This is a genomic window from Agrococcus citreus, from assembly GCF_039527715.1.
In the GTDB taxonomy this organism is placed as follows: Bacteria; Actinomycetota; Actinomycetes; order Actinomycetales; family Microbacteriaceae; genus Agrococcus; species Agrococcus citreus.
In genome coordinates, this window is the sequence record NZ_BAAAKK010000001.1 from 555,940 (window position 1) to 572,028 (window position 16,089).

Genomic DNA, 16,089 nt, shown 5'->3' on the forward strand with positions numbered 1-16,089 from the left:
CGCCGCGGCGCTCAGCCGCGATCGGCCCTTCTCGCCGTCGGCTCATCCGCTGCCGCAGCGGGCCGCGGTGGTGCGAAGCACAGCGCGGCGACGAGCGCGACGAGGAGCACGAGGGCCGGCAGCAGCATCGACTGACCCATCGCGGTCGAGAACGGCAGCACCGCGGCCTCCGGGAGCCCGCCCTGCCCGGACTCCTGCGCGGCGGTCGGCTCGGCGCCGAGCTCCGCGGTGAGCCGCGCGGTCATGAGCGCGGCGATCGCTGCCGCGCCGATGACCGCACCCACCTGGCGCATGGTGTTGTAGACGCCGGCGCCCGCGCCGGCTGCGGCCATCGGGAGGTTCCGGGTCGTCGTGATCGAGATGGGGCTCCAGAGGCATGCGTTGCCGATGCCGAGCAGCGCGGACGGCAGCAGCAGCCACGCGATGTCGACGCCGGGCGCCATCCAGGCCGCGAACCACGCGAGCGAGCCGCCGACCGCCGCGACGCCGAGCACCGCGGTCCAGCGCACGTCCCTGCCCTGCAGCGCGCGCCCCACGAGCGGCGAGAGCACGCCCGCGAGGATCGCCATCGGCAGCAGCAGCAGCGCCGACTCTGTCGAGCTGAGCCCCCGCGCCGTCTGCAGGTAGAGGAAGAGCGGCACGCCCTGCGCGGTGATCGCGAAGCCCACGGCCGAGATCGCGATCGAGCCGAGCGTGAAGTTGCGATCGCGGAACAGTGCGAGGGGGAGCAGCGGCTCGCCCCGCTGCACCCACTGCCACCGCACGAAGGCGGCGAGCAGCGCCACGCCGAGCGCGACGACCGCCCACATGACGGGGCCGACGCGGGCCACCTCCTGCACGCCGAGGACGAGCGCGAGCATCCCCGCTGCGCTGAGCGCCATGCCGAGCACGTCGAAGCGGTGCGCGTGCACGGGCAGCCGAGGCACGGTCCGCATGACGAGCAGGAAGCCGACGACGCCGACGGGGATGTTGATGAAGAAGATCCACGCCCAGCCGGCGGAGTCGACGAGCAGGCCGCCGACGAGCGGGCCGACGAGCGTCGCGAGTCCCGCGATGCCGCCCCAGAGGCCGAGCGCCGCGCCGCGCCGGTCGGGCGGGAAGATCCGCGTGATGACCGCCATCGTCTGCGGCGTGAGCAGCGCGGCGCCGAGGCCCTGCACGACCCGCGCGGCGATGAGCAGCTCGATCGACGTGGCGAAGCCGCACGCGAGCGATGCGAGCGTGAAGATCCCGAGCCCCGTGAGGTAGACGGGCTTCGGCCCGAAGCGGTCGCCGAGCCTGCCGGTGACGAGCAGCGGCGTCGCGTAGGCGAGCAAGTAGGCGCTCGTCACCCAGACGACGCTCGTCACGTCGGCGTCGAACGCGCGCATGAGCGCCGGCGTCGCGATCGTGACGATCGTCGAGTCGACGAGGATCATGAAGAAGCCCAGCACGAGCGACCACATCGCCGGCCACGGGCGCTCCGCGCGCGGGTCGACGGCGGTGTCGGCGACTCGCGTCATGGGGCTCCCTCATGCGTCGTCGGTCGCGACGCCGGACCCATCCTGCACCCGCCGCCTGAGCGCGGGTGGGGCCTCCAGATCGGCGCTAGCGGTCGCCGTGCCGCGGCTTCCTGGGCGGCCGCTCGCTGCGGTCGCCACGGTCGCCGCGCTCGCTGCGCTCGCGCCGGTCGCCGCGATCGGCGCGGCCGCCGTCCCGACCCGTGTCGACGCGGATGTCGATCGGCACGCCCGAGATCCGGGTGCGCGAGAGCTTCTCGAGCTGCGAGCGGTCGAGCTCGGGCAGCTCGACGAGCGTGAAGTCCCAGCGGATCTGGATGCGGCCGAAGTCGTCGCGGCCGAGCCCGCCCTCGTTCGCGAGGGCGCCGACGATCTGGCGGGGCTCGACGCCCTTGCGGCTGCCGACGGCGAGCCGGTAGGTCGTCGCATCCGACGGTCCGCGGCGGGAGCGGCGCTCACCGGGCGCGCTGTCGCCGGCCCGCGCGGGGCGGTCGGCACGCTCGGTGCGCGACGTCTGGAGGGCGCGATCGGCGTGCTCGTCGAGCAGCAGGGGCGTGTCGCCCTGCGCCACGACGGCGAGCGCGGCCGCGACATCCTCCTGCGCCGCATCGTGGTGCTCGACGTAGTGGGCGACGATCTCGCGGAACCGCTCGATCCGGTCGGTCTCGGCGAGCGCAGCCGTGATGGCGTCGTCGAACCGCGTCAAGCGGGTCGCGTTCACCTCGCCGGCGCTCGGCATCGGCATGATGTCGACGGTCGCGCGCGTGGCCTTCTCGATCGCGCCGAGCATCCGGCGCTCGCGCGGCGTCACGAAGCTGATCGCGTCACCGGTGCGGCCGGCGCGACCCGTGCGGCCGATCCGGTGCGTGTACGACTCGGTGTCGATGGGCAGGTCGTAGTTGATGACGTGGCTGATGCGCTCGACGTCGAGCCCGCGCGCCGCGACATCGGTCGCGACGAGCACGTCGAGGTCGCCCGAGCGCAGCTGGTCGATCGTCTTCTCGCGCTGCGGCTGCGCGACGTCGCCCGAGATGGCGGCGGCGGCGTAGCCGCGGGCGCGCAGGCGCTCGGCGACCGTCTCGGTCTCGTTGCGCGTGCGCGTGAACACGATGGCGGCCTCGAAGGGCTCGACCTCGAGCACGCGCGTGAGGGCCTCGAGCTTCTGCTGGTACGACACCATGAGGGCGCGCTGCGTGATGCTCGGCGAGCTCGAGGAGCCCTGGCGCACGGTGACCTCGGCGGGCTCGCGCAAGTGCTGCTGCGAGATGGCCCGGATCTGCCGCGGCATCGTCGCGGAGAACAGCGCGACCTGCTTCTCGGCGGGCGTCGCCTGCAGGATCTGGTCGACGTCCTCCGCGAACCCCATCCGCAGCATCTCGTCGGCCTCGTCGAGCACGACGTGGGTGAGGCCCGACAGGTCGAGCGTGCCCTTCGCGAGGTGGTCCATGATGCGACCGGGCGTGCCCACGACGACGTGGACGCCGCGGCGGAGCGCCGAGAGCTGCACGCCGTAGGCCTGGCCGCCGTAGATGGGCAGCACGTGGACGCCGCCGAGGTGGGCGGCGTAGCGCTCGAACGCCTCGCACACCTGCACGGCGAGCTCGCGCGTGGGCGTGAGCACGAGCGCCTGCGGGCTGCGGCGGCCGACCTCGACGGCAGCGAGCACGGGGAGCGCGAAGGCCGCGGTCTTGCCGGTGCCGGTCTGGGCGAGACCGATGAGGTCGCGCCCGGAGAGCAGCAGCGGGATGGTCTCCGCCTGGATCGCGGAGGGCGTCTCGTAGCCGACGTCGTCGAGCGCCCGCAGGATGGCGGGCGGGAGGCCGAGGCTCGCGAACGTCGTGCGCTCGCCCTCGGGCTCGGTGGTCGTGGTGCTCTGCGCGTCGGTCATGACCCCAACGCTACGCGGTGCGCGCGCCGAGGCGCGCACACCGCGGACCGCTTCCGCCCGAAGCGGGCGTCCGAATGCGGTCAGTCGTCGCTGCGGTCGAGGGCACGCACGCCGGCCCACGCGGCGGGCATCGCCGCTGCGGCGATCGCCCACTTGACGATGCCACCGACGATGAACGGCAGGAAGCCGAGGCCGAGCGCGCCGGCCAGGTCGACGGGAGCGCCCATCGCCGCGAGCACCGCCGCCATGTAGGGGATGCCGAACGCGAAGGGGATGAGGCTCGCGGCGCCGAAGAGCGCGATGGCGAGCAGCGGCCGGCGGTCCCAGCGGCGCTCGGCGAGCCAGCCGACGACCGCGGCGGTCGCGACGAAGCCGATGATGAAGCCGAAGCTCGGCTTGCCGACCGCGGCGATGCCACCGGTGAAGGTCGCGAAGATCGGGGCGCCCGCGACGCCGAGCGCGAGGTAGCCGACCATGGCGGCGACGCCGCGGCGGAAGCCGAGCGCGGCGGAGACGAGCATGACGCCGAGCGTCTGCCCGGTGATGGGCACCGGCCACATCGGGATCTCGACCTGGGCGAGCGCGGCGACGACGGCGATGCCGGTCGCGACGAGCAGCAGGTCCTTCGTGAGCGTGCGCTGGCCGACGAGCGCATCGGCCAGGACGGAGCGGCGGGGGAGCGGGAGCGCAACGGTCATGCGGTCAGCCTAGGGCCGCCACCCGGCCGCACACCGCATCCATAGCCTGGGAGCGCGGCGGCGGCCTACGATCGGGCCCATGAGCGATCTCGCAGCAAAGGCCACCGCACTCCTGACCATGCACGACGGCTTCGTCGTGCTCCCGACCGCATGGGACGCGTGGTCGGCTCGCACGCTCGTCGACGCCGGCTTCGGCGCCATCTCGATCGGCAGCCACCCGCTCGCCGAGTCGCGCGGCCAGGAGGACAGCGAGGGCATGAGCCTCGACGACGCGATGGAGGGGATCGCGCGCATCACCGCAGCCGTCGACGTGCCCGTGTCGGCAGATGTCGAGTCGGGCTACGGGGCGGAACCCGCCGAGCTCATCGACCGGCTGCTCGCCGCGGGGGCGGTCGGGCTCAACGTCGAGGACACGGTGCACGGCGAGGGGCGGATGCGCGAGGCGCAGGAGCACGCCGACTACGTCGCGGGGCTGCGCGCCGCCGCCGATGCCGCAGGCGTCGACGTCGTCATCAACGCGCGCACCGACGCGTTCGCGCGGCCTGAGCTGCACGGCGGCGACCCGCTCGAGGAGGCGATCCTCCGCATGGAGCTCGCCGAGCAGGCGGGCGCGCGCTCGCTCTACCCGGTCAAGCCGCCGACCCGTGAGGCGCTCACGGCGATCCTCACGCAGGTGTCGCTGCCGGTGAACGTCACGGCGCACCCGGTGCAGGGGTCGGTGGTCGGCGGTCTCGACGAGATCCGTGCGATCGGCGCGCGGCGCGTCACGTTCGGTCCGCTGCTGCAGATGGCGCTCACCGACACGATCACGGAGCTCGTCCGCCCCTGGCGGTGACGGCGACCTGACGTCGATCCGGGGCTCGCCCCGCTCGCGCCGCTCCGCTGGTAGACTGGACGGCTGGCTCGCTCAACGCGAGCCGCATCCCCAACCCGCATCGAGAGAGGCTCCCGCGCGTGATCGCCGTGTCCGGATTCGAGCTCTCCGTCGGCCCACGGACGCTCATGACCGACGTCTCGTTCCGCATCGAGCGGGGCGACAAGATCGGCCTCGTGGGCCGCAACGGCGCCGGCAAGACCACGATGACGAAGGTGCTCGCCGGCATCAGCGACGACCGCGACGGGCACACCTTCTCTGGCAAGGTCGAGCGCAGCGGCGAGATCGGCTACCTCGCGCAGGACCCGCGCTCCGGCGACCCGAAGCAGACCGCTCGCCGACGCATCCTCGACGCCCGGGGCCTCGGCGAGATCGTCGAGGGCATGCGCATCGCGACCGAGCAGATGGGCGCGGGCGGCGCCGTCGCCGACGAGGCGATGCGTCGCTACGGCCGCCTCGAGGACCGCTTCCTCGCACTCGGCGGCTACGCGGCAGAGGCTGAGGGGGCGGCGATCGCGTCGAACCTCCAGCTGCCCGACCGCATCCTCGACCAGCCGCTCGAGACGCTCTCGGGCGGTCAGCGACGGCGCATCGAGCTCGCGCGCATCCTCTTCTCGGGTGCCGACACGATGCTCCTCGACGAGCCGACCAACCACCTCGACGCCGACTCGGTCGTCTGGCTGCGCGAGTTCCTCAAGGGCTACCAGGGCGGGCTGCTCATCATCAGCCACGACGTGCAGCTCGTCGAGGAGACGGTGAACCGCGTCTTCTACCTCGACGCGAACCGCCAGGTCATCGACATCTACAATATGTCATGGAAGCTCTACCTGCGGCAGCGCGAGTCGGATGCCGAGCGGCGCAAGCGCGAGCGCGCGAACGTCGAGAAGCAGGCGACCCAGCTCGAGCTGCAGGCGGCGAAGATGGGTGCGAAGGCATCGAAGGCCGTCGCGTCGAAGCAGATGGCCAAGCGTGCCGAGCGGATGCGCTCGGGTCTAGAGGACGTGCGTGCCGTCGACCGCGTCGCGAAGCTGCGCTTCCCCAAGCCGGCGCCGGTGGGCAAGACGCCCATCATGGCGCGCGACCTCTCGAAGTCGTACGGGTCGCTCGAGATCTTCACGGCCGTCGACCTCGCGGTCGACCGCGGTTCGCGCGTCGTCATCCTGGGCCTCAACGGTGCGGGCAAGACGACGCTGCTGCGGATCCTCGCGGGGGTCTCAGAGAGCGACACCGGCGAGATCGACCGCGGGCACGGCCTGCGCGTGGGCTACTACGCGCAGGAGCACGAGACGCTCGACGTCGAGCGCTCCGTGCTGTCGAACATGCTCTCGGCGTCTCCCGACATCACGTCGACCGAGGCGCGTCGCGTGCTCGGCTCGTTCCTGTTCACCGGGGATGACGCCGACAAGCCCGCGCGCGTGCTCTCCGGCGGCGAGAAGACGCGCCTCTCGCTCGCGATGCTCGTCGTCTCGAGCGCGAACCTGCTGCTGCTCGACGAGCCCACGAACAACCTCGACCCGGCGAGCCGCGAGGAGATCCTCGGTGCGCTCGGCGCCTACGAGGGCGCCGTCATCCTCGTGAGCCACGACGAGGGCGCCGTCGAGGCGCTCGACCCGGAGCGGGTGCTCATCATGCCCGACGGCACCGAGGACCTCTGGAACCCCGAGTACCTCGACCTCATCGGTCTCGCCTAGCACCACCGCGCTTCCCGCGCCGCGGCGGGGTCAGAACGGCGGTGGCGGTCCGGTCCACTCGGCCGTGTGCTCGGCCCACGGGACGGACGCGGGCAGGGCCCCGGGTTCCGGTCTGGTGGCGGGGTCGTTCCAGCGTGCGGTCTCGGCGCGCATCTGGTCGGCGACCTCGCTGCGGCGCTTGCGCTTCTGGGCTGGGGTGAGCGTCGGTTCGGAGCTGCGTCTGGGCAGGTCGGTGAAGACGGGCCCGATGGGTTCCGGGTTCGTGCGCAGCACCTGGCCGATCGCTGAGGTCCATTCGAGCACCCCGCCGGCCAGCTGCTGCACCTGCCAGCGGGAGTCGTGCTTGAGGAGGTGGCAGTGGCGGCACAGGTGCTCGAGGTTGTCGAGCCGCGTCTGCCCGCCGTCGGCCCACGCGACGGTGTGGTCGACGTCGGCGGTGCGGGCGGGGTTCGCGCAGCCGATCGCGCGGCACCAGCCGTCCCTCGCCTGCAGCCACGCCTTCTGCCTGCCCGTCTGCCGGCGACTGTCGACCGCGACCACGGTGCCGGTGACCGGGTCGGTGAACAGCCGCTCCCACGTCGCCGTCTGCGCCGCGATCCGGCGGGCCGTGTCGCGATCGACGAGCACCCGCCCATCGAGCGACGCCGGCGCGTCGAGCGCCCGGATGGCCGCGTCCTGCTCGACGTCATCGTGCAGCAGCGTCGTGGCGGGGATGAGGATCCCGACCGTCGCCCGGATCGCCGAGATCCCGTGCAGGTCCTCCGGCACCACCCCCGCCAGCAGCAGCTCCTGCGCCGCGTCGGCCCGGAACTGGTCGAAGCTGCGCGGATCCTCCTTCGGCTTGCCGCGCGCCGCTTGCGTGAGCCGGTCGAAGGCCGCCGTCAGCTCCAGCGAGGGCCCGCGCACGACCAGGTCGGAGATGCCGTCACCGGCATCGAACAGCTCCACCCGCCGCAGATCCCGGGCCGCGTCGTGCCGCACCTGCAGCGGCTCGGACAGCACCTCGTTCACGATGAACTTCGCCCGCTTCCGCAACCGGCCAGGACTCGTCGACGCCGCGATCTCCACCAGCGCCACCACCACCCGGTCGCGCTGCTCGGCATCGACACCCGGGTCGAGCCGCGCCGCGCGCGTCTCGGCCTCGATCACCCGCAGATGGCTCGTCGTGATCCGACCCGCCGCGGCCGCCTCGTGCGCCGCCGGCAGCTCGGTCACGACCGTCCACGCCTCCGTCATCCGACGCTCGACCGCGACACCGCTGAGCCCCAGCTCGGCCGAGGCGAACGACGCCAGCTCGCGCATCTTCGGACCGGGATCGCCCGGCAGGTCGATCACCCGCTGCACGTGGGCGGCCATGAGCTCCCGCTGCTCGCCCGCGACGCGTGCGGCGCGGGTCTCGAGCGCTCGGCTGCGCGCCGCGAACTCGGCATCGAGCCGCAACCGCCGCTGCGCCTCCGACTCCGGCGGCACCGGCGGGATCTGCGCACCGCGCTCGACCTCCTCCGCCGACATCGACAGCAGCCGCTCCGTCAGCTCCGCGTCATACGCATCGAGCGACGCCTGCAGCTCATCAGCCGACAACCCATGCGGATCGAGCGCACCAGCCCGGATCGCCTCGATGTAGGCCTCGGCATCGATGCCCCAGTCGTCGTCCATGCGCGCATCATGCACCCGACCACTGACATGGCCGTGGCATGCTCGAGGGGAGCACGATCGAGCGCCCTTCGGCGCATGACGAGGGGAGACGGCGATGGAGGATGCCACCGGCTGGCTCGCCGTCGCCCGCCAGACGTTCTCGATCATCGGCATCCTCGCCTTCGCGATCTCGGGCGCACTGCTCGCCGTGCAGAAGCGCATGGACGTCGTCGGCATGGCAGGGCTCGCCGTCGTCACCGCGACCGGTGGCGGGATGCTGCGCGACGTGCTCATCGGCGCGACCCCGGTCGCCGCGCTCGTCGACTGGTGGATGCTCGCGGTGGCCCTGTGCGGAGCGCTCGTCGTCTTCGCGCTGCACCGCTGGATGGAGCGGCTCGACAAGCCCGTGCTCGTGTTCGACGCGATCGGGCTCGGCGTGTTCGCCGTCGAGGGCGCGCGCAAGGCCATCGACTTCGGCGTCGGGCCCGTCGGCGCCGCGTTCGTCGGCATGCTGACCGGCATCGGCGGCGGCATGCTGCGCGACGCGCTCGCCAACGACATCCCGGCCGTCTTCCGGCGCGACTCGCGGCTCTACCTGCTGCCGGCGCTCGTCGGCTCGAGCGCCGCCGCGGCCGCTGTGCACCTCGGCTATGGCCACTGGATCGTGCTCGCGCTGCTCGCGGCGCTCGTCACCGCCCTCCGCATCATGAGCGAGCTGCTGCGCTGGCACCTGCCGTCGCTCAAGACGGAGGCGATCCCGACGATCCGGGACTGACCGCGTCAGCGGCGATCGAGGATGTCGTCCTCGATGTCGGCATCGCTGCGGCGCCGGCCCGGCCGCTCGACCGGCATGGCGTCGCCGCGCCGGGCGTCGCGCAGCGCCCACGCGAGTGCCGCGAAGCCGCCGAGCGCGAAGACGTACCACTGGAGCGAGTACGACAGGTGGGGGCCCTCGTCGAGCACCGGTCGCGCGGCGACCGCCACATCGTCGGGCACCTCGCCGCCCTCGGTGACGAGCAGCCCGTACGCGCCCGTGTGCATGGGCTCGCCGAGCGCCGCCGCGAGCGACGGCAGGTCGACCGAGGCGATCTGCCCCTCCGGCGCGCCGCGGCCCGCGATGGCGCCCTCGTTCGGCCGCAGGCGCGCGACGACGGTCGTGCGCCCCTCGGGGGTCTCCGGCGACGAGATGGGCGCCTCCGCGCCCTCCGCCTGGTCGATCCAGCCGCGATCGACGATGAAGAGCGTGCCGTCGAGCGTGCGGAACGGCGTCACGACGTCGAAGCCGACCTGGCCCTCGCGCCAGCGACCGCGCAGCAGGAGCTCCTCCTCGACGACGTACTCGCCCTCGAGCAGCACGGGAGTCCACTGCTGGTCGACGTCGAACCCGTCGAGCGTCGGCAGCGCATCCGCCACCGCCGTGGGCGCGCGATCGTAGTTCGACTCGAGCCGGTCGATGGCGGCGAGCGCCTGCTCGCGCCGGTCCCACTGCCACCAGCCGAGGAAGCAGCACACGAGCGCGAAGACGACGGCCAGCGCCAAGTAGCCGAGCCAGCGAGGCTCGCGGAGGAGGCGCAGCATCAGGCGACCCGCTCGACCGTCTCGCCGAAGGCGGTCACCGCGACGGGGAAGGCGCGCGAGCGCAGCCAGGCGGCGAGGGAGTCGCGATGGGCGCCGCACGCGGCCCACGTCTTCACCCTGTCGTCGCTGTGGATGCGCGGGTTGCGCCAGTGCAGCGCGTGCACGGCGGGCGCGGCGCAGCCCGCGGCCGAGCACCGCGCGCCGGCATCGCCGTCGAGCATCGAGAGCAGGCTCACGCGGCCGACTCCCTCGGCTCCGCATCCCTCGGCTCGTGTCCGGTCGGTTCTGGGTCCCTCGATCCCTGTCCGCTCGAACCGGGCGTCCACGGCTCCTGTTCGCTCGAACCAGGCGTCCACGGCTCCGGTCCGCTCGAACCAGGCTGGCTCGGCGCAGATCCACTCGAAGCCGGCGCCTGCGGGCGATCGACGACGGTCGGCGCGGCGGGCAGCGCGTTCGGGGCGATGCGCCCCGATTCGACGGGCCCACGCGACGAGGCATTGGCGATCACGACCGCGAAGTACGGCAGGAAGACGGCGAGGAACGCGGGGATGAGCTTCCACCAGCCGGGCACGACGAAGAAGACGCCGAGGGAGGCGACGCGCACGAGCATGAGGATCAGGTACAGCCGGAATCGCCTCTGACGCTCCTCATCAGGGGACATCGGGAGGTCGGTGATCGACTCGGATCGAGCTCGCATGGCTCCTAGGAGTCTACGCCCGCGAGCCCTGCTCCGGCTGTGCTCTGGGCGGAGCCATAGGCTTGCGGGCATGACCTCTCGCACCGTGCTCGTCACCGGCGGCAACCGCGGCATCGGCCGCGCGATCGCCCAGGCCTTCCTCGACGCCGGCCACCGCGTCGCGATCACCTCCCGCGACGGCTCCGGCCCCGAAGGTGCGCTCGCCGTGGCCGCGGACGTCACCGATGCGGCGTCGATCGACGCGGCCTTCGCCCGGATCGAGGCCGAGCTCGGACCCGTCGAGGTCGTGGTCGCCAACGCCGGCATCACGCGCGACACGCTGCTCATGCGCATGAGCGAGCAGGATTTCTCGGACGTCGTCGACACCAACCTCGGCGGCGCGTTCCGCGTCGTCCAGCGGGCGTCGAAGGGCATGCTGCGCGCCAAGTGGGGCCGCGTCGTGCTCATCTCGAGCGTCGTGGGCCTCTACGGCGGCCCCGGCCAGGTGAACTACGCCGCCTCGAAGGCCGGCCTCGTCGGCATCGCCCGCTCCATCACGCGCGAGCTCGGCGCCCGCGGCATCACCGCGAACGTCGTCGCGCCCGGCTTCATCGAGACCGACATGACCGCCGCGCTCGACGACGCGACGCAGGCCGAGTACAAGAAGGCCATCCCGGCGGGCCGCTACGGCTCGCCCGAGGAGATCGCCGCCGTCGTCCGCTGGGTCGCGAGCGACGAGGCCGCCTACATCTCGGGTGCCGTCATCCCCGTCGACGGCGGCCTCGGCATGGGCCACTAGGCAGCGACCGCTCGGCGCAAGCATGGAGTCGCGGCACCTCAGCGTCGTGATCCGGCGCGATCCCGCCGAGGTCGCGGCGTTCGCGCGCGACCCGCGGCACCTGCCGGAGTGGGCGGCGGGGCTCGCCGCCGGAACGATCCGGGTCGACGGCGACGCGCTCGTCGTCGACTCGCCGATGGGGGAGGTGCGCGTGCGATTCGCCGCCGCCAACGACCTCGGCGTGCTCGATCACGACGTGACGCTGCCCGACGGCTCGACCGTGCACAACCCGCTCCGCGTCGTCGCGCATCCGCTCGGCGCCGAGGTCGTCTTCTCGCTCCGTCGGCTCGAGGGCGTGACGACGGATGCGTTCGAGGCCGACGCCGCGGCCGTCGCAGCCGACCTCGAACGGCTGCGCTCGCTCCTGGAGGCGTGACCGCTCAGTCGGGCAGCAGCGCGAGCAGCTCGCGGAAGTCGGGCACGTCGACGACGTGCGTCGCCGCGACGCGTACCGCCGGCTTGGCGCAGAACGCCACCGAGATGCCGGCGGCCGCCATCATCAGCAGGTCGTTCGCGCCGTCGCCGACCGCGACCACGCGCTCGGTCGGCACGCCGAGGTTCAGCCGCAGCGACTCGAGCGTGTCGCGCTTCGCCGGGCCGTCGATGACCGGGCCGATCGAGCGGCCGGTGAGCCGCCCATCCGCGACCTCGAGGCGGTTCGCCCGCGCGTGATCGATGCCGAGCTCGGCCGCGAGCGGGTCGAGCACCTCGTGGAATCCGCCCGACACCGCGGCGATCGCGCCGCCGCGGGCGTGCACCTCGGCGATGAGGTCGGGCACGCCATCGGTGACGGTGATCTGTGCGCGCGCGTCGTCGACGATCGACGCCGGCAGCCCCTCGAGCACGAGCAGCCGCTCTGCGAGCGAGGCGGCGAAGTCGAGCTCGCCGCGCATGGCGCGCTCGGTGACGGCGGCGACGTGCCGCTCCGCGTCGGGCCCGACGGCGCGCGCGAGCAGCTCGATGACCTCGTCGCGGATGAGGGTCGAGTCGACGTCGGTGACGACCAGCAGGCTGGCCGTCCTCACCGCATGATCTTCTGGCCCTTGCCGACCGTCACGATGCCGGAGGTCGAGATCGCGAAGCCGCGCGCCCGATCCGCCTCGTGGTCGACGCCGATCTGCACGCCCGGACCGATCTCGACGGCCTTGTCGATGATCGCGCGGCGCACGACGGCGCCGGCGCCCACGTGCACCTGGTCGAAGAGGATCGCGTCGGAGACCGTCGCGCCCGCATCGACCGTGCACCACGGCGAGACGACGCTGCGCACGATCGAGGCGCCCTGCACGACCGAGCCGGCACCGACGATCGCCTCGTTGACGTCGGCGGCGCGGCCCCACGCGTCGCGCGTGAACTTCGCGGGCGGCGCGTTGACCGTCTGCGTGTAGATCGGCCACTCGCGGTTGTAGAGGTTGAAGATGGGCAGCGCCGAGATCAGGTCCATGTGCGCGTCGAAGAACGACTCGATCGTGCCGACGTCGCGCCAGTAGTACTTGTCGCGCTCGGTCGCGCCCGGCACCGTGTTGTTCTTGAGGTCGTACATGGCGGCCTCGCCGCGCTCGACGAACCACGGCACGATGTCGCCGCCCATGTCGTGGCCCGAGCCCTCGAGCTCGTTGTCGACGGTCACGGCCTCGACGAGCGCGTCCGCGTCGAAGACGTAGTTGCCCATCGAGGCGAGCACCTCGCCCGGGCCGACGGCGTACTGGGCGGCGTCGGACGGCTTCTCGTGGAAGGCCTTGATGAAGCCGTCGCGCTCCTCGTCCTCCTCGATCACGCCGAACTGGTTCGCGAGCTCGATCGGCTGGCGGATGCCCGCGACCGTCGCGCGCGCACCCGACGCGATGTGGGCCGCGATCATGTCGCGGAAGTCCATCCGGTACACGTGGTCGGCGCCCACCACGACGACGATGTCGGGCTTCTCGTCGGCGACGAGGTTGAGCGACTGGAAGATCGCGTCGCCGGATCCTGCGAACCAGTGCTTGCCCGTGCGCTGCTGCGCCGGCACGGAGGTGACGTACGAGTTGAGCATCGACGACATCCGCCACACCTGCGAGATGTGCCGGTCGAGCGAGTGCGACTTGTACTGCGTGAGCACGACGATCTGCCGCAGGCTCGAGTTGATGAGGTTCGAGATCGCGAAGTCGATGAGGCGATAGGTGCCGCCGAACGGCACCGCGGGCTTGGCCCGATCCGCCGTGAGCGGCATGAGCCGCTTGCCCTCGCCACCGGCCAGCACGATCCCGAAGACCTTCTTGTCCATGCGCGCAACCCTATGTCCCACAGTTGGGGATCACCAGGGAAGTCCCGGCGCGCGGCGGCGGGCGCGGGTAGCGTGAGCGCATGCGCATCGACCTGCTCACCAAGGAGTACCCGCCCGCGGTCTACGGGGGCGCCGGCGTCCACGCCGCCGAGCTCGTGAAGGCGCTGCGGCGCTCGATCGAGGTGCAGGTGCGGTGCTTCGGGCAGCCGCGCGACGAGGCGGACGTGACCGCCTACGACGTGCCCGCCGAGCTCGCCGACGCGAACGGCGCGCTGCAGACGCTCGCGGTCGACCTGCAGATCGCCGACGCCGTCGCGGGCACCGAGCTCGTGCACTCGCACACCTGGTACGCCAACGAGGCGGGCAGGCTCGCCCAGGAGCTCCACGGCATCCCGCACGTCGTCACCGCGCACTCGCTCGAGCCGCTGCGGCCGTGGAAGGCCGAGCAGCTCGGCGGCGGCTACCGCCTCTCGAGCGACATCGAGCGCCGTGCCTACGAGGCGGCGGATCGCGTCATCGCCGTCTCGGACGGGATGCGCGCCGACATCCTCCGCTCGTACCCCGCGCTCGACCCCGACCGGGTGGTGACGATCTACAACGGCATCGACCTGGATGCGTGGGCGCCCAACCCCGACGCCGACCGGGCCCGCGAGCTCGGGCTCGACCCCGAGCATCCGTCGGTGGTGTTCGTCGGTCGCATCACGCGCCAGAAGGGGCTCCCGCACCTGCTGCGCGCCGCCCGCGAGCTGCCCGAGGACGTGCAGCTCATCCTGTGCGCGGGCGCGCCCGACACGCCCGAGATCCTCGCGGAGGTCAAGGCCCTCGTCGCCGAGCTGCAGACCACGCGCGGCGGCGTCGTCTGGATCGACGACGTGCTGCCGCGGGAAGACCTGCGGGTGCTCCTGACGCACGCGACCACCTTCGTCTGCCCGAGCGTCTACGAGCCGCTCGGGATCGTGAACCTCGAGGCGATGGCGTGCGGCGCGCCCGTCGTCGGCAGCGCGACCGGCGGCATCCCCGAGGTGATCGACGACGGCGTCACCGGCTTCCTCGTGCCGATCGACCAGGTGCAGGACGGCACCGGCACGCCCACCGATCCCGACCGCTACGTCGCCGACCTCGCCGACGCGCTGCGCCGCATGCTCGCCGACCCGGAGGCGGCACGACGGATGGGCGAGGCCGGTCGCGAGCGTGCCAGGGAGCGCTTCGACTGGGGTCGGATCGCCGACCAGACCCGCGAGGTCTACGCGACCGTCATCGCGGAGCGCGCCGGCGACGCCTCGCGGAGCTGAGCCAGGCTCGCGCTCGGTAGGCTCGCAGGCATGGCCAGTGTCCTCGAGCTCACCGACGTCTCGTTCGTCCGCAGCGGCAACCGGATCCTCGACTCCGTCGCGTGGAAGGTCGACGAGACCGACCGCTGGGTGATCCTCGGCCCGAACGGCGCCGGCAAGTCGACGCTGCTGCAGCTCGCCTCGGCGCACGCGCACCCGACCTCGGGCACCGTCGACCTGCTGGGGGAGCGGATCGGCAAGGTCGACGTCTTCGAGCTGCGCACGCGCATCGGCATCGCCGCGACCGGGCTCGCGCGCCGCATCCCCCCGACCGAGCGCGTCGGCGACGTCGTGCTCACCGCCGCGTACGCCGTGACCGGCCGCTGGCAGGAGCGCTACGAGTCGTTCGACCTCGAGCGCGCGGCCGAGGTGATGGATGCGTGGGACCTCGCCGACCTCTCGACCCGCACCTTCGGCACGCTCTCCGACGGCGAGCGCAAGCGCGTGCAGATCGCCCGCGCCGTCATGACCGACCCCGAGCTCATGCTGCTCGACGAGCCCGCCGGCAGCCTCGACCTCGGCGCGCGCGAGTCGCTGCTGCAGTCGCTCGAGGACTACGCCTCGAGCAGCCTCGCGCCCGCGATCGTCATGGTCACCCACCACGTCGAGGAGATCCCGCCGGGCTTCACGCACGGCATGCTGCTGCGCGACGGCGGCATCGTCGCGGCGGGTCCGCTCGACGAGGTGCTCACGGATGCGCGCCTCACCGAGACCTTCGGCCTGCCGCTCGAGGTGCGGCACGAGGGCGGCCGCTGGTCTGCCCGCGCGACGCGCTGAGGCTCGCCCGACCCCGACATCCCTGATACAATCGTCTGTCGGCCAGCACGACGGCCGAAGACTTCCCGCGCTCGAGCGACCAAGGACTGACATGAAGACCGAGATCCACCCCGACTACCAGCCGATCGTGTTCCGCGACCTCGCCTCGGGCGAGACGTACCTCACGCGTTCGACGGTCACCAGCAGCAAGACCATCGAGCTGGACGGCGAGACCTACCCGGTCATCGACGTCGAGATCTCGAGCGCCTCGCACCCGTTCTACACGGGCAAGCAGCGCATCATGGACTCCGCCGGTCGCGTCGAGAAGTTCAAGAACCGCTACAAGGGCTTCGGCGGCTGAGCCG

The 16,089-nt window shown here is 72.5% G+C and carries 17 protein-coding genes; 8 read left to right on the forward strand and 9 right to left on the reverse strand.

Going from position 1 to position 16,089, the window contains the following annotated elements:
* Window positions 1-11 precede the first annotated feature (11 nt).
* The 3 genes from ABD106_RS02705 to ABD106_RS02715 all read right to left on the reverse strand — a co-directional run bounded on the left by ABD106_RS02705 (window position 12) and on the right by ABD106_RS02715 (window position 4,085).
* Complete coding sequence (locus tag ABD106_RS02705; protein WP_343917033.1) at window positions 12-1,502, reverse strand: DHA2 family efflux MFS transporter permease subunit; 1,491 nt, start codon at window positions 1,500-1,502, stop codon at window positions 12-14.
* An 85-nt stretch (window positions 1,503-1,587) separates the two neighbouring features.
* Complete coding sequence (locus tag ABD106_RS02710; protein WP_343917035.1) at window positions 1,588-3,387, reverse strand: DEAD/DEAH box helicase; 1,800 nt, start codon at window positions 3,385-3,387, stop codon at window positions 1,588-1,590.
* A gap of 80 nt (window positions 3,388-3,467) precedes the next feature.
* Window positions 3,468-4,085, reverse strand: coding sequence for a biotin transporter BioY (locus tag ABD106_RS02715; RefSeq protein WP_343917037.1), 618 nt, complete (start codon window positions 4,083-4,085; stop codon window positions 3,468-3,470).
* Window positions 4,086-4,164: 79 nt separating this feature from the next.
* Between ABD106_RS02715 and ABD106_RS02720 the strand changes: the two genes are divergently transcribed.
* Together ABD106_RS02720 and ABD106_RS02725 are read left to right on the forward strand one after the other, a co-directional pair.
* Window positions 4,165-4,920, forward strand: coding sequence for an isocitrate lyase/PEP mutase family protein (locus ABD106_RS02720; RefSeq protein WP_343917039.1), 756 nt, complete (start codon window positions 4,165-4,167; stop codon window positions 4,918-4,920).
* A gap of 167 nt (window positions 4,921-5,087) precedes the next feature.
* Window positions 5,088-6,650: an ABC-F family ATP-binding cassette domain-containing protein gene (locus tag ABD106_RS02725; RefSeq protein ID WP_425545718.1), complete on the forward strand. Its 1,563-nt coding sequence runs from the start codon at window positions 5,088-5,090 to the stop codon at window positions 6,648-6,650.
* Between the two features lie 30 nt (window positions 6,651-6,680).
* Here the strand turns inward: ABD106_RS02725 and ABD106_RS02730 are convergent, their stop codons facing one another.
* Window positions 6,681-8,306, reverse strand: a complete 1,626-nt coding sequence (locus ABD106_RS02730) for an HNH endonuclease signature motif containing protein (RefSeq protein WP_343917043.1) — start codon at window positions 8,304-8,306, stop codon at window positions 6,681-6,683.
* Window positions 8,307-8,400: 94 nt separating this feature from the next.
* On the opposite strand from ABD106_RS02730, the gene ABD106_RS02735 reads away from it, so the two are divergent.
* The gene (locus ABD106_RS02735) at window positions 8,401-9,060 is read left to right on the forward strand and encodes a trimeric intracellular cation channel family protein (protein ID WP_343917045.1); all 660 of its coding nucleotides are present in this window, start codon (window positions 8,401-8,403) and stop codon (window positions 9,058-9,060) included.
* A gap of 5 nt (window positions 9,061-9,065) precedes the next feature.
* Here ABD106_RS02735 and ABD106_RS02740 read toward each other — a convergent pair whose 3' ends face one another.
* From ABD106_RS02740 to ABD106_RS02750, 3 genes are read right to left on the reverse strand one after another with little or no spacing between them, the layout of a single operon-like run.
* Window positions 9,066-9,863, reverse strand: a complete 798-nt coding sequence (locus ABD106_RS02740) for an SURF1 family cytochrome oxidase biogenesis protein (RefSeq protein ID WP_343917047.1) — start codon at window positions 9,861-9,863, stop codon at window positions 9,066-9,068.
* Window positions 9,863-10,099, reverse strand: coding sequence for a hypothetical protein (locus ABD106_RS02745; RefSeq protein ID WP_343917049.1), 237 nt, complete (start codon window positions 10,097-10,099; stop codon window positions 9,863-9,865). Before ABD106_RS02745 ends, ABD106_RS02740 begins: the two co-directional genes overlap by 1 nt.
* A complete protein-coding gene (locus ABD106_RS02750; protein ID WP_343917051.1) occupies window positions 10,096-10,560 on the reverse strand; it encodes a DUF3099 domain-containing protein in 465 nt (154 codons plus the stop codon). Before ABD106_RS02750 ends, ABD106_RS02745 begins: the two co-directional genes overlap by 4 nt.
* 70 nt (window positions 10,561-10,630) lie before the next feature.
* Between ABD106_RS02750 and fabG the strand changes: the two genes are divergently transcribed.
* Together fabG and ABD106_RS02760 are read left to right on the forward strand one after the other, a co-directional pair.
* Window positions 10,631-11,338 (forward strand): 3-oxoacyl-ACP reductase FabG, encoded by a 708-nt coding sequence (gene fabG, locus ABD106_RS02755; RefSeq protein ID WP_343917053.1) that lies wholly within the window; start codon window positions 10,631-10,633, stop codon window positions 11,336-11,338.
* A 22-nt stretch (window positions 11,339-11,360) separates the two neighbouring features.
* A complete protein-coding gene (locus ABD106_RS02760; protein WP_343917055.1) occupies window positions 11,361-11,753 on the forward strand; it encodes an SRPBCC family protein in 393 nt (130 codons plus the stop codon).
* Window positions 11,754-11,757: 4 nt separating this feature from the next.
* On the opposite strand, the gene serB is transcribed toward ABD106_RS02760, so the two are convergent.
* Together serB and glgC are read right to left on the reverse strand one after the other, a co-directional pair.
* The gene (gene serB / locus ABD106_RS02765; protein WP_343917057.1) at window positions 11,758-12,402 is read right to left on the reverse strand and encodes a phosphoserine phosphatase SerB; all 645 of its coding nucleotides are present in this window, start codon (window positions 12,400-12,402) and stop codon (window positions 11,758-11,760) included.
* The gene (gene glgC, locus ABD106_RS02770; RefSeq protein WP_343917059.1) at window positions 12,399-13,637 is read right to left on the reverse strand and encodes a glucose-1-phosphate adenylyltransferase; all 1,239 of its coding nucleotides are present in this window, start codon (window positions 13,635-13,637) and stop codon (window positions 12,399-12,401) included. Before glgC ends, serB begins: the two co-directional genes overlap by 4 nt.
* An 80-nt stretch (window positions 13,638-13,717) precedes the next feature.
* Here glgC and glgA point away from each other — a divergent pair, with 80 nt between their 5' ends.
* The 3 genes from glgA to ABD106_RS02785 all read left to right on the forward strand — a co-directional run bounded on the left by glgA (window position 13,718) and on the right by ABD106_RS02785 (window position 16,085).
* Window positions 13,718-14,929, forward strand: a complete 1,212-nt coding sequence (glgA, locus tag ABD106_RS02775; RefSeq protein ID WP_343917061.1) for a glycogen synthase — start codon at window positions 13,718-13,720, stop codon at window positions 14,927-14,929.
* Between the two features lie 30 nt (window positions 14,930-14,959).
* Window positions 14,960-15,745: an ABC transporter ATP-binding protein gene (locus ABD106_RS02780; RefSeq protein WP_343917063.1), complete on the forward strand. Its 786-nt coding sequence runs from the start codon at window positions 14,960-14,962 to the stop codon at window positions 15,743-15,745.
* Between the two features lie 91 nt (window positions 15,746-15,836).
* Complete coding sequence (locus ABD106_RS02785) at window positions 15,837-16,085, forward strand: type B 50S ribosomal protein L31 (RefSeq protein WP_343917065.1); 249 nt, start codon at window positions 15,837-15,839, stop codon at window positions 16,083-16,085.
* Window positions 16,086-16,089: the final 4 nt, after the last annotated feature.